Consider the following 26,740-nt stretch of genomic DNA (forward strand, 5'->3'; position numbering starts at 1 on the left):
CGATAAGGCCCGAGCAGGCAACGCCGTTGTCTGGCCGGGCCTCATCGCGGGCAAGCGCGCTCCTACAAGGATATTCATCGCCAGTGAGGACTTAGTCCTGACGGCTGGTCACTTCCAGCAGGTGGTAACCGAACTGGGTCTTCACCGGGCCTTGCACGGTGTTGATCGGGGCGCTGAACACCACAGTGTCGAATTCCTTGACCATCTGGCCTGGGCCGAACGAGCCCAGGTCACCGCCCTGGCGGCTGGACGGGCAGGTGGAATTGGCTTTGGCGATTTCAGCGAAGTCGGCACCGGCTTCGATCTGGGCTTTGAGCTCGTTGCATTTGTCTTCGCTGCTGACGAGGATGTGGCGGGCGGTTGCGCGTGCCATGGGGTACTACTCCTTGGGTGAAAAGGGCAAGCCTAGCGCACTTGCTTGGGAAATGTCTCGCAAGGCTTGCTGTACGCTTCCTACAGCCGTGCCGCAGCTTCGCGCAGCAGGCTTTGCGTCGCTTCCCAGCCCAGGCAGCCATCGGTAATCGACACGCCGTACTTCAGCGGGCCTTTGCCCAGTGCCTGGCAGCCATCGAACAGGTGGCCTTCGAGCATGACCCCGACAATCGACGTATCACCGCCCAGGCGCTGGGCCAGCACGTCCTCGAACACAGCCGGCTGACGCGCCGGGTCTTTAGCGCTGTTGGCATGGCTGCAATCGACCATGATCCGTGCCTGCAGGCCGGCCTTGGCCAACCCTTGGCGGGCCTGGGCAATGCTGGTGGCGTCGTAGTTCGGGCCTTTGTGGCCGCCGCGCAACACCAGGTGGGTGTCCGGGTTGCCCAAGGTCTCGATGATCGCTGGGTAGCCTTGCGCATCCATGCCGAAGTGGCGGTGCGGGGCGGCGGCGCTGCGCATGGCGTCACAGGCAATGGCCACGCCGCCGTCGGTGCCGTTCTTGAAACCGACCGGCAGCTCCAGGCCGCTGACCATCTCGCGGTGCACTTGCGACTCGGTGGTGCGCGCACCAATCGCCGCCCAACCCAGCAGGTCGTCGAAGTAGCCGGCCGCCATCGGCTGCAGCAGCTCGGTGGCGATCGGCAGGCCGCGTTCGATCATGTTCAGCATCAAGCCACGGGACAGGGCGATGCCGGCATGCATGTCGTCGCTGCCATCGAGGTGTGGGTCGTAGGCCAGGCCTTTCCAGCCCACCGTGGTGCGCGGTTTTTCCACGTAGGCGCGCATCACCAGCAGCAGCTTGTCATCCACTTCGCGGCTGAGGGCGGCCAGGCGGTCGGCGTATTCCAGGGCCGAACGTGGGTCGTGGATCGAGCACGGGCCGACAACAACCAGCAGGCGCGGGTCGCGGCCTTCGAGGATGGCGCGGATGGCCTGGCGCTGGGCCTGGACTTGCTGGGCGTGTTCGACGGTCAGCGGCATCTGCTGCTTGAGCAGGTGCGGGCTGGGCAGGCGGCGGCTGACGGTGGTGTTGGCAGCGTGCGGCTGGGTCAGGGGCAGAGCGAGGTTCGAAGCGTGCATGGCGTAGGTTCCCTGGGCGGACGGCGGGCTCTGGCCCGCGCGGTCGGCCCCTATCGAGGTGTTCGACTGATCGTTGAATTCACATTGGCTGCAGCATTGCCACCACGGATGGACCGGTCGGAGGCGGCAGGCTGGCCCGAACGGGATTGGCTAAATCGCCAGGCGTAGGTGCTTGCGTAGTAATAAGTGGCGTAGTTCATGGCAGTGTCCTCAAGGTGAATCAGTAATTTTGAAAGGCCTGAAACGCAAAACCCCCGGTCGGGGAGCCGACCGGGGGTTTGAGTATTCTCATGTTCGGCGGCCCCTCGAAGGTGGGCGCCGTGTGGGTATCGGCGCCTAGTGGCTAAACCAATACCCAAAATAAAAGCTCGCAGCAGCCTTGCAGCCGGCAACGGCCAGCACAGGGCGCAGGGTGCGACCGGTGTGGTTGGCGTTGTTGCGGGTGTGTTTCGGCATGTTGCTCTCCAGTGAATGAGCCCGAGCTTACTTCAGGTGGCACACGCCGTTCAATGGATAAATGCTATGGCGTCGATATCTGCACAAACTGGATAGTGCTGTGCAGCAGGCGGATATTGCCGGCGTGGTCCAGCCCCTAACCTGACCGGGTCTGAACAATAACAATGGAGACCCTGGCCATGTCCCTGGGATTCGACTACCTCAATGCCATGCTCGAGGACGACCGTGAACAGGGCATCTACCGCTGCAAGCGCGAGATGTTCACCGACCCACGGTTGTTCGACCTGGAGATGAAGCACATCTTCGAGGGCAACTGGATCTACCTGGCCCACGAAAGCCAGATCCCCGAGAAAAACGACTTCCTCACCCTGACCATGGGGCGCCAGCCGGTGTTCATCGCGCGCAACAAGGACGGTGAGCTCAATGCCTTCCTCAACGCCTGCAGCCACCGCGGCGCCATGCTGTGCCGGCACAAGCGCGGCAACCGCGCAAGCTACACCTGCCCGTTCCACGGCTGGACCTTCAACAACAGCGGCAAGCTGCTCAAGGTCAAGGACCCGAGCAACGCCGGCTACCCCGACAGCTTCAACTGCGACGGCTCCCACGACCTGACCAAGGTGGCGCGCTTCGAGTCGTACCGGGGTTTCCTGTTCGGCAGCCTGAATGCCGATGTCAAGCCGCTGGTCGAGCACCTGGGTGAGTCGGCCAAGATCATCGACATGATCGTCGACCAGTCCCCCGAAGGCCTGGAGGTACTGCGCGGGGCCAGTTCGTACATCTACGAAGGCAACTGGAAGCTCACCGCCGAAAACGGCGCCGACGGCTACCACGTAAGCTCCGTGCACTGGAACTACGCCGCCACCCAGGGCCAGCGCAAGCAGCGCGAGTCGGGGGAGGAGATCAAGACCATGAGCGCCGGGTCCTGGGCCAAGCAGGGCGGCGGTTTCTATTCCTTCGACCACGGCCACCTGCTGCTGTGGACCCGCTGGGCCAACCCCGAAGACCGCCCGGCCTACGAGCGCCGTGAACAGCTGGCCGCCGACTTTGGCCAAGCGCGCGCCGACTGGATGATCGAAAACTCGCGCAACCTGTGCCTGTACCCGAACGTGTACCTGATGGACCAGTTCAGCTCGCAGATCCGCGTTGCCCGGCCGATTTCGGTGAACAAGACCGAAATCACCATCTACTGCATCGCGCCCAAAGGCGAGAGCGCCGATGCCCGCGCCAAGCGGATTCGCCAATACGAAGACTTCTTCAACGTCAGCGGCATGGCCACCCCGGATGACCTGGAAGAGTTCCGCTCCTGCCAGACCGGCTACGGCGGCGGTACCGGCTGGAACGACATGAGCCGCGGCGCGAAACATTGGGTAGAAGGCGCCGATGAGGCAGCCCGGGAAATCGAACTGCAACCGCTGCTGTCCGGCGTGCGCACCGAAGATGAAGGGCTGTTCGTGCTGCAGCACAAGTACTGGCAGGACACCATGATCCAGGCCCTCAAGGACGAGCAGCAACTGATCCCCGTGGAGGCCGTGCAATGAACCTGCATGACACCGTGCGCGACTTCCTCTACCGCGAAGCGCGCTACCTGGACGACGCCCAGTGGGACCAGTGGCTGGAGCTGTACGCCAGCGACGCCACCTTCTGGATGCCCGCATGGGATGACGACGACCGCCTCACCGAAGACCCGCAAAGCGAGATCTCGCTGATCTGGTACGGCAACCGTGGCGGCCTCGAGGACCGGGTGTTTCGGATCAAGACCGAGCGCTCCAGCGCGACCGTGCCCGACACCCGCACCTCGCACAACATCAGCAACATCGAGATCGTCGAGCAGGGCGAAGGCCACTGCCAGGTGCGCTTCAACTGGCACACCCTGAGCTTTCGCTACAAGGCCACCGACAGCTACTTCGGCAGCAGTTTCTACACCCTCGACCTGCGCGGCGAACAGCCGCTGATCAAGGCCAAGAAGGTGGTGCTGAAGAACGACTACGTGCGTCAGGTCATCGACATCTACCACATCTGATCCGAGGTAACGCGAACTGCCCGGTGTGCCCCAAGGCGCACCGCGGCCAGGATCGCCCGCGAGGTGCAACATGAGCTTCCAGATCGCGCTTAATTTCGAAGACGGGGTCACCCGCTTCATCGAGGCCAACGGCCATGAAACCGTGGCCGATGCCGCCTACCGCCAAGGCATCAACATCCCGCTGGACTGCCGCGACGGTGCCTGCGGCACCTGCAAATGCAAGGCTGAGTCTGGCCGCTACGACCTGGGCGACAACTTCATCGAAGACGCCCTGAGTGAAGATGAAATCGCCGAAGGCTACGTGCTGACCTGCCAGATGCGCGCCGAAAGCGACTGCGTGGTACGCATCCCGGCGTCTTCGCAGGTGTGCAAGACCGAGCAGGCCAGCTTCCAGGCCGCCATCAGCGACGTGCGCCAGTTGTCGGCCAGCACCATCGCCCTGTCGATCAAGGGGGAGTCGCTGAGCGGCCTGGCCTTCCTGCCGGGGCAGTACGTCAACCTCAGCGTGCCCGGCAGCGACCAGAGCCGCGCCTATTCCTTCAGCTCGTTGCAGAAGGACGGCGAGGTCAGCTTCCTGATCCGCAACGTGCCCGGCGGCCTGATGAGCAGCTTCCTCACCAGCCTGGCCAAGGCCGGCGACAGCATGCGCCTGGCGGGCCCTTTGGGCAGCTTCTACCTGCGGCCGATTCAACGCCCGCTGTTGCTGCTGGCCGGTGGTACGGGCCTGGCGCCATTCACGGCGATGCTGGAGAAGATTGCCGAGCAGGGCAGCGAGCACCCGTTGCACCTGATCTACGGAGTGACCAACGATTTCGACCTGGTCGAGCTGGACCGCCTGCAGGCGCTGGCCGCGCGTATCCCCAACTTCACCTTCAGCGCCTGCGTGGCCAACCCCGACAGCCAGTACCCGCACAAGGGCTACGTGACCCAGCACATCGCGCCGCAGCACCTCAATGGCGGGGATGTGGATGTGTACCTGTGCGGGCCGCCGCCGATGGTCGAGGCGGTGAGCCAGTACATCCGTGAACAAGGTATCACCCCGGCCAACTTCTACTTCGAGAAGTTCGCCGCAGCGGCCTGAAGTTGCTCGGGGCCGCCGCTCCCACAGCGTCAGCATGGAGAACTACCAATGAATGCAAGATTCCAAGGCAAAGTCGCCCTGGTCACCGGTGCCGCGCAGGGCATCGGCCGTGGCGTGTGCTGGCGGCTCAAGGCCGAAGGCGCGCAGGTGGTGGCGGTTGACCGCTCCGAGCTGGTCCACGAACTGGCCGGGGAGGGCATGCTGACCCTCATCGCCGACCTCGAACAGCCCACCGACTGCGCCCAGGTCATGGCCACGGCAGTGCAGGCCTTCGGCCGCCTCGACATCCTGGTCAACAACGTCGGCGGCACTATCTGGGCCAAGCCGTTCGAACACTATGAAGTGGCGCAGATCGAGGCCGAAGTACGCCGCTCGCTGTTCCCCACCCTGTGGTGCTGCCACGCGGCGCTGCCCTACATGCTCGAACGCGGCAGCGGCGCCATCGTCAACGTCTCGTCCATCGCCACCCGCGGTATCAACCGCGTGCCCTATGGCGCAGCCAAGGGCGGCGTCAACGCGCTTACCGCCTGCCTGGCCTTCGAAACCGCCGGCCGGGGCATCCGTGTCAACGCCACCGCGCCTGGCGGCACCGAAGCGCCACCCCGGCGCGTGCCGCGCAACCAGGCCGAGCAGAGCGAGCAGGACAAACGCTGGTACCAGCAGATCGTCGAGCAGACCCTCGACAGCAGCCTGATGCACCGCTATGGCAGCATCGACGAACAGGTCGGCGCGATCCTTTTCCTGGCCTCGGACGAGGCCTCCTACATCACCGGTGTGACCCTGCCGGTAGGGGGCGGCGACCTCGGCTGAGGCTCCCCCCAGCACACTCCATTTCATCGCTGACCTAACTGGAGCTCTTGCATGACAAGCCCGACCATTGACCGGCTGGAGGCGCTGATCGTCGACCTGCCCACGATCCGCCCGCACAAGCTGGCCATGCACACGATGCAGCAGCAGACCCTGGTGGTGCTGCGCCTGCGCTGCAGCGACGGCGTCGAAGGCATCGGCGAGGCCACCACCATCGGCGGCCTGGCCTACGGCTACGAGAGCCCCGAGGGCATCAAGGCCAACATCGATGCGCACCTGGCGCCGGCGCTGATCGGCCTGCCGGCGGACAACATCAACGCCGCCATGCTCAAGCTCGACAAATTGGCCAAGGGCAACACCTTTGCCAAGTCCGGCATCGAGAGCGCCTTGCTCGACGCCCAGGGCAAGCGCCTTGGCCTGGCGGTTAGCGAACTGCTTGGCGGGCGCGTGCGCGACAGCCTGGAAGTGGCCTGGACCCTGGCCAGCGGCGACACCGCCCGCGACATCGCCGAAGCCGAACACATGCTGGAGGTTCGCCGTCACCGCGTGTTCAAGCTGAAGATCGGCGCCAACCCGCTGCAGCAGGACTTGAACCACGTGGTGGCGATCAAGCGCGAACTGGGCGAGCGCGCCAGCGTGCGCGTCGATGTCAACCAGTACTGGGACGAGTCACAGGCCATTCGCGCGTGCCAGGTGCTGGGCGACAACGGCATCGACTTGATCGAGCAGCCGATCTCGCGGGTCAACCGTGGCGGGCAGGTTCGCCTGAACCAGCGCAGCCCCGCGCCAATCATGGCCGACGAATCCATCGAAAGCGTCGAGGACGCCTTCAGCCTGGCCGCCGACGGTGCCGCCAGCATCTTCGCCCTGAAAATCGCCAAGAACGGCGGGCCACGGGCAGTGCTACGCACGGCGCAGATCGCCGAGGCAGCCGGCATCGCGCTGTATGGCGGGACCATGCTCGAAGGCACGATCGGCACGTTGGCTTCGGCCCATGCCTTCCTCACCCTGCGCCAGCTGACCTGGGGCACCGAGCTGTTCGGGCCGCTGTTGCTCACCGAAGAAATCGTCAACGAGCCGCCGCAGTACCGCGACTTCCAGCTGCACGTGCCGCGCACCCCAGGCCTTGGCCTGAGCTTGAACGAAACGCAGCTGGCGCGCTTCGCCCGCCGCTGATTGCAATTGGCGCAACACCTGTGGGGGCGGGCTTGCCCGCGTCTACAAGGGCCGTGCCAGACCAACGATCTACGACCTCAGAGTACGGAGAACCCTCATGCTGTTCCACGTGAAGATGACCGTGAAACTGCCGCCCGACATGGACCCGGCCAAGGCCACACAGTTGAAGGCCGACGAAAAGGAGCTGGCCCAGCGCCTGCAGCGCGAGGGCACCTGGCGCCACCTGTGGCGCATCGCCGGGCATTACGCCAACTACAGCGTGTTCGACGTGCCCAGCGTCGAGGCGCTGCACGACACGCTGATGCAGCTGCCGCTGTTCCCGTACATGGACATCGAGGTCGATGGCCTGTGCCGACACCCGTCGTCGATCCACGCCGACGACCGCTGAACCCAAGCCTTCTGCACAAGAACAAGACGAGGTAAGCCCCATGACCGTGAAGATTTCCCACACTGCCGACGCCCAGGCGTTCTTTGAGCAAGCCGCAGGTTTTGGCAACGACGCCGGCAACCCGCGCCTCAAGCGCATCATTCAGCGCGTGCTGCAGGACACTGCCCGCCTGATCGAAGACCTGGACATCAGCGAAGACGAGTTCTGGCACGCCGTCGACTACCTCAACCGTTTAGGTGGGCGTGGCGAGGCCGGGCTGCTGGTGGCGGGCCTGGGTATCGAGCACTTCCTCGACCTGCTGCAAGATGCCAAAGACGCCGAGGCCGGCCGCACCGGCGGCACCCCGCGCACCATCGAAGGGCCGCTGTACGTCGCCGGTGCGCCAATTGCGCAGGGCGAAGTGCGCATGGACGACGGCAGCGAGGAGGGCGTGGCCACGGTCATGTTCCTCGAAGGCCAGGTGCTCGACCCCCAAGGCCAGCCGCTGGCCGGTGCCACGGTCGACCTGTGGCACGCCAATACGCGTGGCACATACTCGTTCTTCGACCAGAGCCAGTCCGCGTACAACCTGCGCCGACGCATCGTCACCGATGCCGAAGGCCGCTACCGCGCCCGCTCGATCGTGCCGTCGGGCTATGGCTGCGACCCCCAGGGCCCGACCCAGGAATGCCTGGACCAGCTCGGCCGCCACGGCCAGCGCCCGGCGCATGTGCACTTTTTCATCTCGGCGCCCGGGCATCGGCACCTGACCACGCAGATCAACCTGTCCGGGGACAAATACCTGTGGGATGACTTCGCCTATGCCACCCGTGATGGGCTGGTAGGTGAGGTGGTGTTCCGTGACGGTGCCCAGGGGCGCTATGCCGAGCTGAAGTTCGACTTCCAGCTGCAAAAGGCCCAGGAGAGCACGGACGAGCAGCGCAGCGGGCGGCCTCGGGCCCTGCAGGAAGGCTGAGGTGCAAGCGTCGGCACAGCTACAGCGCAGGCTTTGAATTCAGCACGGTCTGGGTGGGGGCCGGCTTGCCGGCGATCAAGGGCAAAGCCCCTGCCATCCACTATCGTCGCCAGAGTGCGCACCCCAGACGTTGCCAAGCGTTGTCACACAGCAGTGTTTGCACCACGGGCTGTTCGAGGGTTAGGTTTCCGTATTGCCCATTCAGGAAGCGTTCCCTTGGACTCCATCACCCAAGCCGTACTCGGCGCCGCCCTGCAGGGCACGGTGCTCGGCCGCATACAGGGCCGTCGCTCGCTCATCTACGGTGCGCTCCTTGGCACCGTGCCAGACCTCGACGTGGTTATCCGCTACGCCGACCCGGTATCGCAGATGACCTTCCACCGGGGGTTCTCGCACTCCATCTTCGTCCTCACCGGGTTGGCCCTGCTGCTGGCGTGGCTGGTCAACTGGCAAGGCCGCAGGCGCTGGCCCGACAAGGGCTACACCTTGCCCAGGCTGTTTCTGGCGTTCTGGCTGGTGCTGGTCACGCACCCGATTCTGGACGCATTCACGGTGTACGGCACCCAGCTGTTCTGGCCGCTGCCCTTCACCCCGCTAAGCTGGGCCTCGGTATTCATCATCGACCCGGTGTACACCGTGCCACTGCTGGCTGCCGTGCTTTACGCCGCGCTCAAGGGCGTCAGCGGCAGGGCCGTGCGCCTGTTGAGCCTGGCGCTGGTATTCAGCACGGCCTACCTGGGCTTCGGCCTTGCCAGCCGCATGGCCGCCGAGCAGCGCTTCCAGGCTGCGCTGGACCAGCAGGGCATTGCCGTCAGCAGCGTGCGCGCGGTGCCGATCGCCTTCAACAGCCAGGTCTGGCGGGTGCTGGCGAAAACCCCCGAGGGCGATTATTACGAAGGCGTCAGCAGCACGTTCGACCGCGAACCCCCAGAGATGCAACGCTTGCCACGCAACCTGCCGCTCGCCGAGGCCCTGGCCGACGCGCCGCTGCTGCAGCGCCTGCGCTGGTTTACCGATGACTGGCTGCGCTACGACGAAGTGAACGGTGCGCTGGTGGTCACCGACCTGCGCATGGGCATCCCGGGTAATTACACCTTCCGCTTCAACATGGCCCAACGCGACGCGCAGGGGCACTGGGTCGCCCACACGCCAACCGCGTGGCAGGGCGCCGGGGTGGGCTCGATGTTCAACAGCCACGACCTGGCGTTGATCTGGCGGCGCATCTTCGACCAGCAACCGCCGCTGCCGCTGGCCGCCTGGGCCAGCAAATATCTGGGCCAGGCCGCCGTGCCGGGGCGTTGAGGCGTGCGTTCGGCGGGGTTGGACCTGGTCAAGTGGACAGCCATCGTGACCATGGTCGCCGACCATCTGCGTTTTCTCTGGCCGGCAGCCGATGGGCTGTTCATCGTCGGCCGGCTGGCGTTCCCGCTGTTCTGCCTGGCTATCGCGGTCAATGTCGGGCGCAGCCCACAGGGGCAGCTGTTCACCCGTGGCAACCTGCGCTACCTGGGCTGGATGCTGGCCTTCGCAGTGCTGTCCGAAGGGCCTTATCGCTGGCTGGACCCTGCCACGCAAACGCTCAGTGTAATCCCGACGCTGACGTTGGGGCTGCTGGCTGCCTGGGCTGTGTGGCACCCACAATTGCAGGCACGGTTGATCGGCCTGGGCGCCTTGTTGATCGCGACGCTGTTCAGTGCGCAGCTGATGTACGGCTTGCCGGGTGTACTGTTGCCTGCTGCCTGGCTTGTGGCGCGCAACCGCGGTGGCGTTGCCTGGCTGCTGCCGTGCCTGTTGGCGGTGGCCGGCAACCTGACCAACAGCTGGTTGCTCGAACACCTGACGGCACCCGTCACTGTGTTGACCATGCTCGCCGCCTTGTTGGCCATCCCCCTCGGCTGCCTGCTGCTGCGGTGCGATGATCGGCCCGTGCCCGCCGTGGGCCGTTGGGGCTATCTGTTCTACCCGTTGCACTTGCTGATCATCAAAGGGCTGCAGGGGGTGCTGTGACTCTGCCCTTGCAATACGGCAAAACGCACCCATCTAAGCCGGTCTTCAGTACCGCAGGAGCCTTCCATGGAACCCAACCGCTTCGGCGACATCGCCGCCTTCGTCAGCGCCGCGAAGGCCGGCAGTTTCACCGCTGCAGCGGCAAGCCTGGGGCTGACGCGCTCGGCCGTGGGCAAGAGCATCGCCCGGCTGGAAGCGCGCATGGCGGTGCGCCTGCTCAACCGCACCACGCGCAAGTTGAGCCTGACCGACGAGGGCCTGGTGGCGTTCGAGCGCTGGCGGCAGATCCTCGACGACCTGGACGAGGTCGAAAGCACCATGGCCCAGCGCCGCGGCAAACCGACCGGCACCTTGCGCCTGACCGCGCCGCTGTCGTTGGGCCAGCGCCATGTGTTGCCGATTCTCGATGGCTACCTCAAACAGTGGCCGGAGCTGCGCGCCGACATCCGTTTTACCGACCGTTTCGTCGACCTGGTGGAGGAGGGCGTGGACGTCGCCGTGCGGATCGGCGCGCCCAAGGAAGACTCGCAACTGCTTACCCGCACCGTGGCCTGGCAGCAGTTCGTCACCTGCGCCTCGCCCGACTACCTGCGCCAGCACGGTGTGCCGCAGGTGCCTGCAGACCTCTACGGGCATGACAAGATCGCCTTTCTGGCGGGTGAAAAATCCATGCCCTGGCGCTTTCATACGGCCGAAGGCCTGCACCTGTGCGAGGAACCCGGGCGGCTCAACATCGACAGTTCCGAAGCGATGCTGGACGGCGCGCGGGCAGGTTTCGGGCTGATTCACCTACCTACCTATATCACCGGCGACGACCTGCGCGCGGGCACCCTGGTGGAGGTATTGCACGCCTACAGGCCACCGGCAGACCCGATTCGCGTGGTGTACCCGAGCAAGCGCCACCTGTCCCCGCGGGTGCGCGGTTTCATCGACATGCTGGTCGCCACCTGGGAGCAGGGCGTGCCTTGGGAGCAGTGATTGGGGAATATCAGGCCCGAATGTAGGGCCTGAACCTGGGTTTATCCCTGGCGCTACAGGCTGGACACTGGCGTCACTGATAATCCCTTTGGAGACCCCATGACTGCTCTGTCCGTACTGGATCTGGTGATGATCGGCGAAGGCAAGACCTTTGCCGACGCGATCGAAGAGTCCCGCCAACTGGCCCGTCATGTCGAACAGCACGCCTACAGCCGTTACTGGATCGCCGAGCACCATGACATGCCCGGCATCGGCTCTGCCGCCACCTCGCTGGTCATCAATGAAATCGCCAATGCCACACGGCACATCCGCGTGGGTGCCGGCGGCATCATGCTGCCCAACCACGCGCCACTGGTGGTGGCCGAGCAGTTCGGCACCCTCGACACCCTCCACCCGGGCCGCATCGACCTTGGCCTGGGCCGTGCTCCCGGCACCTCCGGGCCGACCGTGCGTGCATTGCGCGGCGCCACGCCCGAACGTGATTTTGCCCAGGACATCGCCGAGCTGCGCGACTACCTGGCCGACAATGGCAAGCGCCAGGTGCGTGGCGTGCCAGGCGCCCATGACGTGCCGGTGTGGATCCTCGGCTCCAGCCTGTTCGGCGCCGACCTTGCCGCCAAGCTGGGCTTGCCGTATGCCTTTGCCTCGCACTTCGCGCCGCGCTTTCTGCTGCAGGCCGTGGCCCATTACCGGGCGAACTTCCAACCGTCCGCGCAGCTGGCCAAGCCTTACGTAATGGTGGGCGTGAACCTGTTTGCCGCCGCCAGCGATGCCGAAGCCGATTACCATGCCAGCTCTCATCGGCAGTGGATGCTCGACCTGCACGTAGGGCGTTACGGCCTGCTGCCCAAACCGCAGGAAGGGTACGTTGAAAGCCTGCCAGCCCACGAACGTTCAGTGCTTGAGCAGGTGATGGCCTGCACCATCGCCGGTGGGCCGGAGCGGGTGAGGGAAGGCCTGCGCTCGCTGATCCAGCAGACAGGCGCCGATGAACTGATGATCGATTGCCGGATCCATGACCCGCTGGCCCGTTTGCGCTCGCACGCCTATGCGGCGCAGGCGTTGAGCGCGCTCGGGTAACAAGGCCTTGGGCAGGCAGGGTTGGCCGCGCTGACATAAATGGCAGTGGCGCCTTTTCAATGTATGGCTGAAACTGTTAACGCCCGGGCCTTGTAAAGCGACAGGGTCCCGTGACCTTCAACTCATGCAGCAAGCTGCCAGCGACCGAGGATTCAGCGCATGTCCAACAGACAGTCCGGAACTGTTAAATGGTTCAACGATGAGAAAGGCTTCGGCTTCATTACCCCGGATGGGGGTGGTGATGACCTGTTCGTGCACTTCAAGGCCATTGAGTCCGATGGCTTCAAGTCTTTGAAAGAAGGCCAGAAGGTCAGCTTTGTTGCCGAAAAAGGGCAAAAAGGCATGCAGGCCGCGCAAGTACGGGCGGAGTAAACCGGGGCGTAAATAAAAAGGGGCCGTGTTCGGCCCCTTTTCAGTTGCTGCGGTCCCGATCAGGCCTGCTGCAGGAACGGGTAATCGGTATACCCCTGCGGCCCGTTGGCGTAGTCGAATTGCGCACGGTGCTCGTTCAAAGGGGCTTGTGCTTGCAGCCGCGCCACCAGATCCGGGTTGGCAATGAAGCTGCGGCCGAACGCGGCGGCGTCGATCAGGCCGCGCTGGATCAGGCCCTCAGCCTTCTCGGCGGTGTACGCGCCGGCCGCCACGATCACGCCGGGGTAGGCCGCCCGAATCGCCTCACGGAACGTGTCACGCAGCGGTTTGCCGCCTGCCCAGTCCGGCTCGGACAGGTGCAGATAGGCAAGGTTGCGCTTTGCCAGTTCCTGGATCAGGTACAAGCCTGCCGCTTCCTGGTCTTCGCCATTGTCCACGCCATTGAAGCCGCCCAGCGGGAAGATGCGGATCGCCACGCGGTCGGCGCTCCAGTTGGCAATCGCCGCGTCCACGGCCTCCAGCACGATGCGGGCGCGGTTTTCGACACTGCCGCCATAACGGTCTTGACGCTGGTTGGCGCTGGGGGTGAGGAACTGGTGCAGCAGGTAGCCGTGGGCGGCATGCAGCTCGATGAAGTCGAAGTTGGCCTCACGGGCATTCGCTGCCGCCTGGCCGAAGTCGGCGACGATGCCGGCGATTTCAGCTTCGCTCAATGCCCGCGGGGCAGAGGTTTGCTCACGCACCAGGTTGCCTTGCTCATCGCGCAAGGTGGTACGCGCTTCAGCGGGCAGGGCAGACGGTGCCACCGGGGCAGCGCCACCGGGTTGCAGCGATGTATGCGAGACCCGGCCGGTGTGCCAGACCTGCACGGCGCTGTGGCCGCCTGCGGCGTGGATGCCTTCGTTGACCAGGCGCCAGGCGGCGATCTGCTCGGCGCTGTGGATGCCGGGCGAGCCTGAATAGCCCTTGGCCTGGAAGGAAATCTGCGTGGCCTCGGTGATGATCAGCCCCGCGCTGGCACGCTGGGCGTAGTACTCGGCCATCATCGGCGTCGGCACATCGCCGGGTTCCCGGCTGCGCAGGCGGGTGAGAGGGGCCATGAACACCCGGTTGGGCAGTGTCAGTGGGCCGATCTGCAGGGGTTGGAAGAGTTTCATTACCGCTCCAAAGGTGGAAAACCAATGGCGCGCACGATACCGGGATGATTGGGGAAAGGGGGGACCGGCACCCCGGCGGTGGGCTCCCCAATGGAAATCGGTTTGCCCGTGCCGGCCGCTTCGCGGGTTTACCCGCGAGCCAGTCGCCCACTGACAAAATGCGCCACATCATTGAACCCGGGCGTCGACGCATGCCCCGGCGTCACCAGCGAGTCGATGAACGCCTCATCGTCGGCGGTGATCTGCACCGCCAGCGCCCCGGCATAGGTGTCCCACTGCGCCTCGGTGCGCGGCCCGACGATCGCCGAGCTGACCAACTGGTTGTTGAGTACCCAGGCAATCGCGAACTCGACCATGCCCACGCCCTTGGCCTCGACATACGCCTGGATCTGCCGGGCGATGCTCAGTGACTCCTGGCGCCATTCCACTTCGAGGATGCGCTTGTCCTGGCGCGCGGCGCGGCTGCCGGCTTCAGGCTCGGCGCCGGGTGCGTACTTGCCGCTGAGCACGCCACGGGCCAGCGGGCTGAACGGCACCACGCCCAGGCCATGGTAGGCCGCCGCAGTCAGCTGCTCAGGCTCGGCCTGGCGGTTGACGATGTTGTACAGCGGCTGGCTGACCACCGGCTTGGCCACCCCCAGGCGCTCGGCCAGGTTGCAGATTTCGGCGATGCGCCAGCCGCGGTAGTTGGATACGCCCCAGTAGCGGATCTTGCCCTGCTGCAGCAGGTCGCCGATGGCCCGCACCGTCTCCTCCAGCGGCACCTTGTGGTCCTCGCGGTGCAGGTAGTAGATGTCCAGGTAGTCCAGCCCCATGCGCGTCAGCGTGGCGTCAATGCCATTGAAAATGTGCTTGCGCGACAGCCCGCTGCGGTTGGGCAGGCCATCGGCCGGGCCCATGCCGATTTTCGAGGCGACGATCCAGTCCTGCCGGTGGCGCGCCACCGCTTCGCCGACGATTTCCTCGGAACGGCCAGCGTTGTACACGTCGGCGGTGTCGATGAAGTTGATGCCCTGGTCCCAGGCCTTGTCGATGATCCGCAGTGCATCCTCGGTGCTGGTCTGCTCACCGAACATCATGCTGCCCAGGGTGAGCGCGGAGACTTGCAGGCCGCTGTGGCCGAGGGGGCGGTAGATCATGCCGGGTGTCCTTGAAAGGGAATGATCCGCCTGTTTTACACAGAACCGGCCGGCATTGAAAGGCCGCAGGCCAGGCTGGCACACCTGTGTCATACCTGCAGCAGGTGTTTCGCCCGTGCGCCATTGCCTACCGGCCGGGGCTTTGCCGCACGTAGGGCTTCAGGCGCTCTAGCATGGGCTGTTCGAAGGGGGGCTGCGCCTCTGGCACAGCCGTTGCTCTGTCTGTTGACGATGCCCGTTGCGGTGTCGCCATAACAAGAACGGAGAACCGAGCATGAACCACACAGGCCCGCACCGCCGGCCCCTGCCACACCTCCTCAGCTGCCTGGCCCTGAGCCTGGCGTGCAGCGCAGGTGCCTTTGCTGCCGAAGTCGATGGCCAGCGCATCATCAATGCCGACCAGGAGCCCGGCAACTGGATGAGCCACGGCCGTACCTATGACGAGCAGCGCCACAGCCCGCTGAAGGCGATAAACCAGGGCAACGTCAACCAGCTCGGCCTGGCCTGGAGCTACAAGCTGGACCTGGACCGTGGCGTCGAGGCCACGCCGATCGTGGTCGATGGGGTGATGTACACCACCGGGCCGTTTTCGGTCGTGTACGCCCTGGACGCCCGCAACGGCAAGCTGTTGTGGAAGTACGACCCGCAGTCCGACCGCAACCGCGCTGGCGAAGCCTGTTGTGACGCGGTCAACCGCGGTGTGGCGGTGTGGCAAGGCAAAGTCTACGTTGGCGTGCTCGATGGCCGCCTGGAGGCCATCGACGCCAAGACCGGCAAGCGCGTGTGGTCGGTGGACACCCGCGATGATGACAAACGCAGCTACACCATCACCGGCGCCCCGCGGGTGGTCAACGGCAAGGTGGTGATCGGTAACGGCGGCGCCGAGTTCGGGGTACGCGGCTATGTGACCGCCTACGATGCCGAAACCGGCAAGCAGGCCTGGCGGTTCTTCACCGTGCCCGGCGACCCCAAGCTGCCGCCCGAAAACAAGGCCATGGAAATCGCCAGCAAGACCTGGCATGGCGACGCCTACGTGGAGTGGGGTGGCGGTGGCACGGCCTGGGATTCGTTCGCCTACGACCCTGAGCTGAACCTGTTGTACATCGGCGTGGGCAATGGCTCGATGTGGGACCCGAAATGGCGCAGCCAGGCCAAGGGCGACAACCTGTTCCTGTCGTCGATCGTGGCGGTCAATGCCGACACCGGCGAATACGCCTGGCACTACCAGACCACGCCGGGCGATGCCTGGGACTTCACCGCCACCCAGCACATGATCCTCGCCGAGCTGCCCATCGACGGCAAACAACGCAAGGTGCTGATGCAGGCACCCAAGAACGGCTTCTTCTACGTGCTCGACCGGGCGACCGGCGAGTTGCTCTCGGCGAAGAACATCGTGCCGGTTAACTGGGCCAAGGGCATCGACATGAAGACCGGGCGGCCAATCCTCGACGACGAGGCAGCGGCCTACTGGAAGGACGGCAAGCGCAAGCTGGTGACCCCGGCATTCTGGGGCGCCCACGACTGGCACCCGATGTCCTACAACCCTGAGACGGGCCTTGTGTACATCCCGGCGCACATCATGTCGGCGTACTACGAGCACATTCCCGAAGCGCCGAAGCGCAACCCGTTCAAGAGCGTGTACCAGCTGGGGCTGCGCACCGGCATGATGCCCGAAGGCGCCGATGGCCTGCTGGAGATGGCCAAGGGCTGGTCCGGCAAGCTGATCGCCTGGGACCCGGTCAAGCAGGCGCCGGCCTGGGAAGTGCCGTACATCACCATCTTCAACGGCGGCACCCTGAGCACTGCCGGCAACCTGGTGTTCGAAGGCAGCGCCGATGGCCGGGTGATCGCCTATGCCGCCGACTCGGGCAAGAAACTCTGGGAGTCGCCAGCGGCCAGTGGGGTGATGGCCGCGCCGATCACCTATTCGGTGGATGGCGAGCAGTACGTGACCTTCATGGCAGGCTGGGGCGGCGCGTTCTCAACCTTTGCCGGGGCGCTGTCGCTGCGCGCCGGCGTGCAGCCGTTCTCCCAGGTGCTGACCTACAAGCTCGGCGGCACCGCCACGTTGCGTGAGCCCGCGCCACCCGCCAATGCGCCGGAACCACCCGCGCTGACCGCCGATGCGCAAACGGTCGCAGCCGGCGCTGCCCTGTACGACGGCAACTGCTCGCAATGCCACGGCATCCATGCCGTCAGTGGCGGCGTGCTGCCTGACCTGCGCAAGCTCACCGCAGAAAAACACCAGATGTTCCTCGGCATCCTTTATGGCGGCCGAGTGCCGGACGGCATGCCCTCGTTTGCCGACAACCTCAAACCCGAGCAGGTCGAGCAGGTGCACCAATACCTGATCAAGCGCGCCCATGACCTGAAGGCTGAAGGCAATACCTGGCAGCAGTTCAGCGCCAAGCCTGCCGCGCACTCGCCGCTGGCTGACAACCACCCACAGGAGTGAAAACGAGCATGACTGACACCACCTACCAGAACTTCATCGACAACGCCTTCGTCCCCAGCGAAGCACTGATCGAGGTCTATAACCCGGCCAATGGGCAATTGCTGGGGCGGGTGCCGGAGTCGCCGGCCGAACAGGTCGAGCGCGCCATCGCCGCAGCGCGCAAGGCGCAAAAGGGCTGGGCCGCGAAGGCCGCCATCGAGCGGGCCGGTTACCTGCGCCAGATCGCCAGCAAGGTGCGCGCCAATGCCGACCGCCTGGCCCGCATCATCACCCAGGAGGGCGGCAAGGTGCCGGCCCTGGCCCTGGTCGAGGTCAACTTTACCGCCGATTACCTGGATTACATGGCCGAGTGGGCGCGGCGCCTGGAAGGTGAGGTGCTGAGCAGCGATCGCGCCAGCGAGCACATCTTCCTGCTGCGCAAGCCGCTGGGCGTGGTGGCGGGCATTCTGCCGTGGAATTTCCCGTTCTTTCTCATCGCCCGCAAGATGGCGCCGGCGCTGCTTACCGGTAATACCATCGTGATCAAGCCCAGCGAGGAAACCCCGATCAACTGCTACGCGTTCGCCCAACTGGTGGCCGAAACCGACCTGCCGGCGGGGGTGTTCAACGTGGTCGGCGGCAAGGGGGCGAGCGTAGGGCATGGGCTGTCCAGCCACGCAGGCATCGACCTGGTGAGCTTTACCGGCAGCGTCGCCACCGGCGCGAGGATCATGGCCGCAGCAGCGCCGAACATCACCAAGCTCAACCTTGAGCTGGGCGGCAAGGCGCCGGCAATCGTGCTGGCTGACGCCGACCTGGACCTGGCCGTGAAGGCCATCGTCGCTTCGCGGGTGATCAACACCGGCCAAGTGTGCAACTGTGCCGAGCGGGTGTACGTGGAGCGCAAGGTGGCCGACGCCTTCGTCGACAAGGTGGCCCAGGCCATGGCCGCCACCCGTTATGGCGACCCGTCGCGCCAGGCCGACCTGGACATGGGGCCGCTGATCAACCAGGCAGGGCTCGACAAGGTGGCGCAGATGGTGCGCACGGCGGTCGGGCAGGGCGCCCAACTGGTGACCGGCGGGCAGGTGGCCGACCTCGGTGCCGGGTTCCATTACCAGCCAACCGTGCTGGCCGGCTGTGCGGCGGGCATGGAGATCATGCGCAAGGAAATCTTCGGCCCGGTGCTGCCGATTCAAGTGGTGGACGACCTGGACGAGGCGATCGCCTTGGCCAATGACAGCGAGTACGGCTTGACCTCGTCGCTCTACACCCGTGACCTGAACGCGGCGCTTAAGGCCTGCCGCGAAATAGACTTTGGCGAGACCTACATCAACCGCGAGAATTTCGAGGCCATGCAGGGCTTCCACGCCGGGGCGCGCAAATCCGGGGTCGGCGGGGCGGATGGCAAGCACGGGTTGTATGAGTACACGCGCACGCAGGTGGTGTATATCCAGGGGTAACCATTGGTTTAGCAGGGACTTGTGGGAGCGGGCTTGCCCCGCGAACACCGGCGAAGCGGTGCCATTCACCGCGGCGCCTGCTTCGCGGCTGAAGCCGCTCCTACAGGGTACGCGGCGCGCTCGTGGGCCCACTGGCCAGCACAATCACCCCAACAAATTCGGCTGCACGATCCCGTAGCGTTTCATCTTGCGGTACAGCGTCGAGCGCGAAACCCCCGCTGCCTCGGCCGCCGCGCTCATGTTCCAGCGCGCGCGCTTCAACGCCTCCAGCAAATGCCGCATCTCGGCATCCTCGACCTGTTGCTCCAGTGCCATCGGCCTGGCAGGCGCTGCGCAGTCCAGCAACTCCTCCGGCAGGTCAGCCAGTTCGATCAACCCACCCTCAGCCAGCGCCACCGCCTGGCGCAGCGCATTGAGCAGCTGCCGCACATTCCCCGGCCAGGCATGCCCCAGCAAACAGCGCCGCGCTTCATCGCTCAGCCGCACGCCCGAACCATTGGCCAAGCCCGCCAGCAAGCCCTCGATCAACGCGCGCCGATCACTTCGTGCGCGCAATGCCGGCAACGTCACGCGCATCCCGCATAACCGGTAGTAAAGGTCTTCACGAAAGCGCTTGTCGACGATCATCGCCTGCAGGTCCTGATGCGTCGCCGAGACCACCTGAATGTCCAGCGCCACCGGCACCTCGGCCCCCAGCGGCACCAGTTCGCGCTCGGCCAACACCCGCAGCAGCCGCGTTTGCAGGTGCGCCGGCATGTCGCCGATCTCGTCGAGGAACAGCGTGCCGCCATTGGCCTGCTCCAGCTTGCCTTTCATGCCTTTGCGGCTGGCGCCGGTGAAGCTCCCGGCGCGGTAGCCGAACAGCTCGCTTTCGATCAGCGATTCGGGTATCGCCGCGCAGTTGAGTGCCACGAACGGCTTGGCATGGCGCTGGCTGGCCTGATGCAGGGCACGGGCGAACGCCTCTTTGCCGGTGCCGGTTTCACCGGTGAGGAGGATGGCGATGTCCTTGTCGAGCACTTTACGCAGGCGCAATACCGCATGTTGCAGCTGGGTGTCCTCGCCAGCCAACTGCTCGAGCGTGGGGTGGCCAGTACGCGTGGGCATGGGCTTGGCAGGCGCCGGTTGACGGTAGCCGGCCGGCACGCGCAGGCCAACGTCCAGCAGGTACGACTGTTCATGGCCGCGCAGCTGCGTGCCGCGGGCACCGCCACGTGTCAGCTCCAGCAACTGGTCAATGCCGGCCGGCAGCAGTTGATCGATAGGCATGCCCAGCAACGTGCCCCTGTGCGCCAGGAAGGCCGCTCGATTGGCGCCGATCACCCGGCCGCTTTCGTCCAGTGCCAGCAACTGCTCGGCGGCGAGGTCGGAGAAGTCGTCACGCGGTTTCAGCGCCAAGGTCAGGCGGTCGCGGTAGCACTGGCGAAAATGGCTGTTCTCGATCAGCCGGGCGTACAGCGTCACCAACTGCAAGGTCAGGTGTTGGGCCTGTTTGGGGCCGTCGTTGTACAGGCAGGTTGCATTCAGGCAGCCGAGCAGCCGGTTATGGGCGTCGAAGATCGGTGACACCGAGCAACTGAGCCGCGCGTTGGCTGCCAGAAAATGCTCCTGGCGGTGGATGGTCAGCGCCTGTTGCGAGGCCAGGGCGGTGCCGATGCCGTTGGTGCCGGCGATCGACTCGTCCCAACGTGCACCCACGATCAGCCCGGAACGGGTATAGCGCTGCGGGTCGGCGGGCAGGCGGGCGTCGAGGGTGATGCCATCGGCATCGCTTAGCAGCACGGCGAAACCTGCGTCCACCACACGTCGCGCCAGGCCACTGACGCCTTGGCTGGCGACCGCCAGGTAGGCTTCGTGCTGGGCTTGATGCTGGCGGATTTCGGCAGCGCTGAGGATGTTGTCGACGTGGCGCAGCTCGGGGTCCAGGTGGTGCTGGTTGATGCTGCGGTACCAGGATTCGGCGATCACCGGCTCCGGCACCAGGCCACGCCCGGCAAAATGGCAGTCGACGAATGCGGCCAACTCGGTGGCGCGATGTGCGGCAGTTTGCGCGGCCATGGGCGCTCCACTAATTCTTGTTATTTGAGGTGGAGAAACCATAGCTGATTATTGCGGTGTGGGTACTGGCCCCATCGCCGGCAAGCCGGCTCCTACAGGATCCGCGCCAAATGTTCTGTGGGAGCCGGCTTGCCGGCGATGGGGCCATTGAATTCAACCAATCAGCTTGAGCGCTTCCTGCAGGTTCAGAGGCCGCTTCATTCGCTGCGAAAGCTCCGCCATTGCATCCGAATACCCTTTGGCAATCACCGCTTCGACCTGCTCGCCCACACACTGCAAGGCAATGAAATCACCGCTCTCCGGTTCCCCGACGAACTCGATCCGGTCCCAGTCCTGCGCATGCCCCAGCACTTCATAAGTGCGTCCATGCTGATACGTCCAGAAGAACGGTACATCCGCGTACCGGCGCTGTTCGCCGAGCATGTTGGCCGCAGCGATCACGCCTTGCTGCTGGGCCAGGCGCCAGTGCTCGATGCGCACCGGGCGGCCGGTGAGGGGAAAGGTGGCGATGTCGCCGGCGGCCCATAACCGTTCGCCTGCGTGCAGCTCGGCGTCAACCTTCAACGAACGGTCTTCGGCCAACGGCAGGCCCTGTACGAATGCGGTGGCCGGGGTGACCCCGGTGCCCAGCAGCACCAGCCGCGTGGTCAGCTGCTCGCCGTTGGCCAGCAGCACGCCTTCGACCTGTTCGTCACCGATGAAACGCTCGACCTCGGTCGGGCCATGGAACACCACGCCTTTGCGCTCGTGCAGCGCACGGATGCTGCGCCCGATCCGTTCACCCAGCTGTTTGCCCAACGGCACCTCGTGCCGCGTGACCACATGCACCTGCGCGCCATACGCGTGCAAGGCCGAGGCCGCCTCCAGGCCGATGAAGCCATCGCCCACGATCACCACCGGTTGCCCCGGCTCAGTTGCATCCAGCAGGCGCGCCGCATCGTCGCGTGAGCGCAGCGTCATCACACCCGCCAGCTCGACGCCGGGCAGGTCAGGGCGCTGTGGCTTGCCGCCGGTGGCCAGCAGCGCCGCGTCATAATCGATACGCTTGCCATCGGCGAGGGTGACCTGACGCTTTTTCACATCCAGTGCGCGCACTTTGCCCATGCAGCGCTCCAACTGGCCCTTGCGCAGCTGGTCAGCCTCCAGCAGTGCCGGTACCTCGTCTGCCGGCATCTGCCCGGCAATCACGAATTTGCTCAGCGCGGTACGGTCGTAGGCCGGCTGCCGCTCCTGGTCTATCCACACCAGGCGGCCGCCGAAGCCATGGGCCAACAGCGTGGCCACCGCCGCGGAGCCTGCCGCGCCGGCACCGATGACGACGAAGCAGCGGGCATCGCTGTGGCGCGGTGGTTCGGGGTGCGGCAATGGATGGTCATCCACCCAGATTTCGCCGTCCTTGACCCGCGCCGGGTAACGGCGCAGGTCCGCCAGTGCCGGCGGTTCGCAGACTGCGCCTTCGTCGATGGCAAACGCGGCCTTGTGCCAAGGGCAAACCAGCAGGCCACCGCAGATCAAGCCTTCATCCAGCGGCGCACCCGCGTGCGGGCAATTGCCTTGGTAGGCGTGCACCCGGTCGCCCTGGCGCACCAGGATCATTTCTTCGCTGCCGGCCTGCACGCGCAAGGGGCGTTGGGGGTCGAGCTGTTCAAGGCGGGCCACAGCATGTTCGGTCATGGGGCTTCTCCAAAGGGTCTTTGCAACCATTTGACGCCTGGGCTGCAGCGGTGCTGCGTCGAGCTGACGATCGGAGAGATGAACGTCATCGACAGCCTGCCACCGGAATGTGTTCGATAATCGGGCATGTGCCTTGCCAGGCTGTTCGCTATCCGCCCGCCCAATCCGAAGATCCAATTGCCCAACCACCCCCTTTTGCTTAGTGTGTATCAACCACCGGCGGTCAGCTGCCCCCGTTGAAGTGACCCCGGCTCGATACAATCACCGTGAACGACCGCAACCACAGGCCCTGTGCCGGTAGGAAGCGGCGCCCAGAACAATAACGACACCGAGTGCCTTGCCTATGGAAAGCCGCTTGCTGAGCGAGCGCAGTAGCGTGTTCCATCACGCCGACCCCTATGCCGTGTCCGATTACGTGAACCGGCACGTCGGCCAGCACTGCATCGGCCTGTCGCGCACCACCCATCCGCAGGCCAGCCTCAGCCACCGCAAGTTCGCCGAACTCGACCTGTGCCGCATCAGCTACGGCGGCAGCGTGCGGGTCACCTCACCGGCCCTGGAAACCATCTACCACCTGCAGGTGCTGCTCAACGGCAACTGCCTGTGGCGCGGGCACCAGCGCGAGCATCACCTGGTACCGGGCGAGCTGCTGCTGATCAACCCGGATGACCCGGTTGACCTTACCTACTCGGACGACTGCGAGAAATTCATCCTCAAGGTGCCGACGCACATGCTCGACTCGATCTGCGAAGAGCAGCGCTGGCAGCGCCCGGACGGGGGTGTACGGTTTTTGCGCAACCACTATCGGCTGGATGAGCTGGACGGTTTCGTCAACCTGCTGGCCATGGTCTGCCACGAGGCGGAGGTCAGTGGTTCGTTGCCGCGGGTGCAGGGGCATTACAGCCAGATCGTGGCGAGCAAGCTGTTGACCCTGATGAGCACCAACATCCGTCGCGAAAGCCTGGGTACGCCAGGCGCGAGCCTGGAGCGGATCCTCGACTACATCGACCGCAACCTGAAGCTGGAGCTGGCCGCCGAGACGCTGGCAGAGCAGGCGTGCATGAGTGTGCGCTCACTGTATGCGCTGTTCGACCGCCAGCTGGGCACCACGCCCAAGCAGTACGTGCGGCAACGCAAGCTGGAACGCGTGCACGCGTGCCTCAGCGACGGCAGCTGCGCGGTGCGCAGCGTGACCGAATTGGCGATGGATTATGGGTTTTTACACCTGGGGCGGTTTGCCGAAATCTACCGGCAGCAGTTTGGGCAGTTGCCATCGGAAACCTTCAGACAGCGGCGTTGACTGTACGGGCCTCATCGCCGGCAAGCCGGCTCCTACAGGTACCCCACCAGCTTTGAGGGCACTGGTTTACCGGTGGGAGCCGGCTTGCCGGCGATGAGGCCGGAAGAACCACCGGAGCACCCACCGGCAGAATCACAACGGATAATGCTTCAACTCCCGCGCAATCAGCATCCGCTGAATCTCGCTCGAGCCTTCATAAATCTGCGTAATGCGCGCATCACGGTAGTAGCGCTCCACCGGGTAATCCTCCAGGTAGCCATACCCGCCATGCACCTGGATCGCCATCGAGCAGACCCGTTCGGCCATCTCCGAAGCGAACAGCTTGGCCTGTGAGGCCTCCGACAGGCACGGCTTGCCGGCACTGCGCAGGCGGGCCGCGTGCAGGATAAGCAGGCGTGCGGCATTGACCTGCACCTGCATGTCGGCCAGCAGGTTGGCGATGCTCTGGTGCTCGTTGATCGGCTTGCCGAACTGAATACGCTCACGCGAATACACCAGCGCCGCCTCGAACGCGGCACGGGCAATGCCCAGCGCCTGGGCAGCGATACCGATGCGCCCGCCTTCGAGGTTGGACAAGGCGATCGCCAGGCCTTTGCCACGCTCACCCAGCAGATTGGCGGCGGGGATGCGGCAGTTGTCGAAGGTGACCGCACAGGTGTCGGATGCGCGAATGCCCATCTTGTGCTCGCTGCGGTCGACCTTGAAGCCTGGGTTGTCAGTGGGCACCAGAAACGCCGACAGGCCTTTTTTGCCCAGCTCCGGGTCGGTCACTGCAAAGACGATCGCCAGGCCCGCGCGGCGGGCATTGCTGACGAACTGCTTGGCGCCGTTGATCACCCATTCACCGTCAACACGTTCGGCGCGGGTGCGCAGGTTGTGGGCTTCGGAGCCCGCCTGCGGTTCGGTCAGGCAGAAGCAGCCGATCACCTCGCCGCTGGCCAGGCGCGGCAGCCAGGCCTGTTGTTGTTCGGGCGTGCCATAGGCCAGCAGCGGGCCACAGCCCACCGAGTTGTGGATGCTCATCATCGCGCCGGTGGCGCCGCAGCCTGCGGCGATTTCCTCGACCGCCAGGGCATAGGCGACATAGTCGGTGTAACTGCCACCAAAGTCCTCGGGCACCACCATGCCCAGCAGGCCCAGTTCACCCATCTTGCGCACCACGCCGTCATCGATCCAGCCGGCTTTCTCCCAGGCCTGGGCATGCGGGGCGATCTCGCCGCGGGAGAAATCCCGGGCCATGTCGCGGATCATGATCTGTTCTTCGCTCAGTTCCAGGTCTTGCATCTGTGTACTCCCCGGCTCACAGGCCTTCGAAGAATTGGTCGACCCGCTGGCGTTGCAGGCCTGCCAGGGTCGGCGGGTTCCAGCGCGGCTGCTTGTCCTTGTCGATGATCAAGGCGCGCACGCCCTCGATGATGTCGCCGTGGCGGAACCATTGGCGGTCCAGGTGCAGCTCCATGGCAAAGCAGTCTTCCAGCGCCAGGTGGCGGCCGCGGCGCAGCATCTCCAGGGTAACCGCCATGGCCAGCGGCGAGCGGCTTTCCAGCTGGTCGGCGGTGGCCAGCGCCCATGCATGGCTGTCGCCGATGCTGACGGCGCGCAGTTGTTCGACGATCGCCGCCGGGTCGGGCAGGGCGAAGAAGTGGTCGATGACGGCGCGCAGCTTCTCAAGCGGGGCATCGTCCAGCACCTGGCTGCCGAGTGTGGCCAAAAGGTTTTGCAGGTCCTTGAGCGGCTGGTCACTGAAGCTCAGGCCGTCGAGGCCGGCGTCCAGCGCGGCGATCTTCTCGCTGGGCAGGTACCAGTCGGCCAGCCCGCAGTACAACGCATCGGCCGCCTGGATCTGCGCCCCGCTGACGCCCAGGTAGGTACCCAGTTCGCCCGGCACGCGGGAGAGGAAGTAGCTGCCGCCGACATCGGGGAAGTAGCCAATGCCGACCTCCGGCATACCCAGGCGGCTGCGCTCGGTGACGATGCGCAGGTCGCAGCCCTGGGCCAGGCCCATGCCGCCGCCGAGTGTGAAACCGTCCATCAGCACCAGCACGGGTTTGCGGTAGTGGTGGATGACCAGGTCCAGGGCATATTCCTCGACGAAGAAATCTTCGTGCAGGATTTCGCCGGCTTGGTAGCTGTCGTACAGCGAGCGGATATCACCCCCGGCACAGAAGCCCTTGGGGCCTTCGCCGCGCAGTACCACGGCCTGTACGTGTGGGTCTTCGGCCCAGCGATCGAAGTGCTGGCGCAGGGTGCGCACCATGTCGAGGGTGAGGGCATTGAGGCCGGCGGGGCGGTTGAGGGTGAGGTGGCCTATCCGATTGCGAACCTCGGCCAGTACATGATCGGTTGCCGAGATGTGAGCATGCGCGGTCATTCGCGTTCTCCCTGCTTTGTTATTGATTTTCCAAGTGAAGTCTGGAGTGCGCTGATGTATCCGTGGATCGTGGCATGCGAATTTGCCCGGCACAATTGGCAAATCTGCAGGGGGAGTGTGCGTTTATGCGATGGGTATGTCTTGGGTTTTTTGGCGCCTGTGAGATCGAGCGCCGCGCGGGGCGCTTGCCTTGGGATTTTCAGCGCCCTTGAGATCGAGCGCCGCCCGCGCGGCGCATCGCGGGCAAGCCCGCTCCTACATTTGTTGCAACGTGCCATGGCCTGATAGGCCATAGTTGTTAGCCTTGGT

General features: G+C 65.0%; 23 protein-coding genes. 15 read left to right on the forward strand and 8 right to left on the reverse strand.

Features of this window, described 5'->3' with window-relative positions:
* Nucleotides 1-91 precede the first annotated feature (91 nt).
* Nucleotides 92-373, reverse strand: coding sequence for a peptidylprolyl isomerase (locus tag ACNQPL_RS25375; protein ID WP_039602126.1), 282 nt, complete (start codon nt 371-373; stop codon nt 92-94).
* Nucleotides 374-453: 80 nt separating this feature from the next.
* Nucleotides 454-1,515: a 3-deoxy-7-phosphoheptulonate synthase gene (locus ACNQPL_RS25380; protein ID WP_346614240.1), complete on the reverse strand. Its 1,062-nt coding sequence runs from the start codon at nt 1,513-1,515 to the stop codon at nt 454-456.
* Between the two features lie 635 nt (nt 1,516-2,150).
* On the opposite strand from ACNQPL_RS25380, the gene benA reads away from it, so the two are divergent.
* The 12 genes from benA (at nt 2,151) to ACNQPL_RS25440 (ending at nt 12,835) form a co-directional block, all read left to right on the forward strand.
* A complete protein-coding gene (gene benA, locus ACNQPL_RS25385) occupies nt 2,151-3,509 on the forward strand; it encodes a benzoate 1,2-dioxygenase large subunit (protein ID WP_416468233.1) in 1,359 nt (452 codons plus the stop codon).
* Nucleotides 3,506-3,991, forward strand: coding sequence for a benzoate 1,2-dioxygenase small subunit (benB, locus tag ACNQPL_RS25390; protein WP_416468234.1), 486 nt, complete (start codon nt 3,506-3,508; stop codon nt 3,989-3,991). The genes benA and benB overlap by 4 nt, the downstream gene beginning before the upstream one ends.
* Before the next feature lie 70 nt (nt 3,992-4,061).
* Nucleotides 4,062-5,072 (forward strand): benzoate 1,2-dioxygenase electron transfer component BenC, encoded by a 1,011-nt coding sequence (gene benC / locus ACNQPL_RS25395; RefSeq protein WP_416468236.1) that lies wholly within the window; start codon nt 4,062-4,064, stop codon nt 5,070-5,072.
* A gap of 48 nt (nt 5,073-5,120) precedes the next feature.
* Nucleotides 5,121-5,882, forward strand: coding sequence for a 1,6-dihydroxycyclohexa-2,4-diene-1-carboxylate dehydrogenase (locus ACNQPL_RS25400; RefSeq protein ID WP_416468237.1), 762 nt, complete (start codon nt 5,121-5,123; stop codon nt 5,880-5,882).
* Nucleotides 5,883-5,933: 51 nt separating this feature from the next.
* Entirely contained in the window at nt 5,934-7,055 is a 1,122-nt protein-coding gene (locus tag ACNQPL_RS25405; RefSeq protein WP_387530578.1) for a muconate cycloisomerase family protein, read from the forward strand.
* Nucleotides 7,056-7,152: 97 nt separating this feature from the next.
* Nucleotides 7,153-7,443: a muconolactone Delta-isomerase gene (gene catC, locus ACNQPL_RS25410; protein ID WP_346614234.1), complete on the forward strand. Its 291-nt coding sequence runs from the start codon at nt 7,153-7,155 to the stop codon at nt 7,441-7,443.
* A 40-nt stretch (nt 7,444-7,483) separates the two neighbouring features.
* Nucleotides 7,484-8,398 carry a catechol 1,2-dioxygenase gene (gene catA, locus ACNQPL_RS25415; protein ID WP_416468238.1) on the forward strand — a complete coding sequence of 305 codons (915 nt, stop codon included), beginning with the start codon at nt 7,484-7,486 and terminating at the stop codon, nt 8,396-8,398.
* 216 nt (nt 8,399-8,614) lie between these two features.
* Complete coding sequence (locus ACNQPL_RS25420; RefSeq protein ID WP_416468240.1) at nt 8,615-9,700, forward strand: metal-dependent hydrolase; 1,086 nt, start codon at nt 8,615-8,617, stop codon at nt 9,698-9,700.
* 3 nt (nt 9,701-9,703) lie between these two features.
* Entirely contained in the window at nt 9,704-10,405 is a 702-nt protein-coding gene (locus ACNQPL_RS25425; protein ID WP_416468242.1) for a TraX family protein, read from the forward strand.
* A gap of 66 nt (nt 10,406-10,471) precedes the next feature.
* Nucleotides 10,472-11,383, forward strand: coding sequence for a LysR family transcriptional regulator (locus ACNQPL_RS25430; protein WP_346614230.1), 912 nt, complete (start codon nt 10,472-10,474; stop codon nt 11,381-11,383).
* Between the two features lie 99 nt (nt 11,384-11,482).
* Nucleotides 11,483-12,463, forward strand: coding sequence for an LLM class flavin-dependent oxidoreductase (locus tag ACNQPL_RS25435; protein WP_387530563.1), 981 nt, complete (start codon nt 11,483-11,485; stop codon nt 12,461-12,463).
* A 159-nt stretch (nt 12,464-12,622) separates the two neighbouring features.
* Complete coding sequence (locus ACNQPL_RS25440; RefSeq protein ID WP_016499620.1) at nt 12,623-12,835, forward strand: cold-shock protein; 213 nt, start codon at nt 12,623-12,625, stop codon at nt 12,833-12,835.
* A gap of 59 nt (nt 12,836-12,894) precedes the next feature.
* On the opposite strand, the gene ACNQPL_RS25445 is transcribed toward ACNQPL_RS25440, so the two are convergent.
* Together ACNQPL_RS25445 and ACNQPL_RS25450 are read right to left on the reverse strand one after the other, a co-directional pair.
* Entirely contained in the window at nt 12,895-13,992 is a 1,098-nt protein-coding gene (locus ACNQPL_RS25445; protein ID WP_416468244.1) for an alkene reductase, read from the reverse strand.
* A 128-nt stretch (nt 13,993-14,120) separates the two neighbouring features.
* Complete coding sequence (locus ACNQPL_RS25450) at nt 14,121-15,131, reverse strand: aldo/keto reductase (RefSeq protein WP_416468245.1); 1,011 nt, start codon at nt 15,129-15,131, stop codon at nt 14,121-14,123.
* A 274-nt stretch (nt 15,132-15,405) separates the two neighbouring features.
* Between ACNQPL_RS25450 and ACNQPL_RS25455 the strand changes: the two genes are divergently transcribed.
* Together ACNQPL_RS25455 and aldA are read left to right on the forward strand one after the other, a co-directional pair.
* The gene (locus ACNQPL_RS25455) at nt 15,406-17,586 is read left to right on the forward strand and encodes a PQQ-dependent dehydrogenase, methanol/ethanol family (protein ID WP_416468246.1); all 2,181 of its coding nucleotides are present in this window, start codon (nt 15,406-15,408) and stop codon (nt 17,584-17,586) included.
* Between the two features lie 8 nt (nt 17,587-17,594).
* Entirely contained in the window at nt 17,595-19,028 is a 1,434-nt protein-coding gene (gene aldA / locus ACNQPL_RS25460) for an aldehyde dehydrogenase (RefSeq protein ID WP_346614225.1), read from the forward strand.
* 144 nt (nt 19,029-19,172) lie between these two features.
* On the opposite strand, the gene ACNQPL_RS25465 is transcribed toward aldA, so the two are convergent.
* Both ACNQPL_RS25465 and ACNQPL_RS25470 read right to left on the reverse strand, forming a co-directional pair.
* Nucleotides 19,173-21,086, reverse strand: coding sequence for a sigma-54-dependent Fis family transcriptional regulator (locus ACNQPL_RS25465; protein WP_416468247.1), 1,914 nt, complete (start codon nt 21,084-21,086; stop codon nt 19,173-19,175).
* Between the two features lie 153 nt (nt 21,087-21,239).
* Nucleotides 21,240-22,760 (reverse strand): FAD-dependent oxidoreductase, encoded by a 1,521-nt coding sequence (locus tag ACNQPL_RS25470; RefSeq protein ID WP_416468248.1) that lies wholly within the window; start codon nt 22,758-22,760, stop codon nt 21,240-21,242.
* Between the two features lie 343 nt (nt 22,761-23,103).
* Here ACNQPL_RS25470 and ACNQPL_RS25475 point away from each other — a divergent pair, with 343 nt between their 5' ends.
* Nucleotides 23,104-24,060 carry an AraC family transcriptional regulator gene (locus tag ACNQPL_RS25475; RefSeq protein ID WP_346616231.1) on the forward strand — a complete coding sequence of 319 codons (957 nt, stop codon included), beginning with the start codon at nt 23,104-23,106 and terminating at the stop codon, nt 24,058-24,060.
* A 132-nt stretch (nt 24,061-24,192) separates the two neighbouring features.
* Here ACNQPL_RS25475 and ACNQPL_RS25480 read toward each other — a convergent pair whose 3' ends face one another.
* Both ACNQPL_RS25480 and ACNQPL_RS25485 read right to left on the reverse strand, forming a co-directional pair.
* Nucleotides 24,193-25,344, reverse strand: a complete 1,152-nt coding sequence (locus ACNQPL_RS25480) for an acyl-CoA dehydrogenase family protein (RefSeq protein WP_416468250.1) — start codon at nt 25,342-25,344, stop codon at nt 24,193-24,195.
* A 16-nt stretch (nt 25,345-25,360) separates the two neighbouring features.
* Nucleotides 25,361-26,431 carry an enoyl-CoA hydratase/isomerase family protein gene (locus ACNQPL_RS25485; RefSeq protein ID WP_416468251.1) on the reverse strand — a complete coding sequence of 357 codons (1,071 nt, stop codon included), beginning with the start codon at nt 26,429-26,431 and terminating at the stop codon, nt 25,361-25,363.
* Nucleotides 26,432-26,740: the final 309 nt, after the last annotated feature.

The organism is Pseudomonas sp. LFS044, assembly GCF_047978245.1.
In the GTDB taxonomy this organism is placed as follows: domain Bacteria; phylum Pseudomonadota; class Gammaproteobacteria; order Pseudomonadales; family Pseudomonadaceae; genus Aquipseudomonas.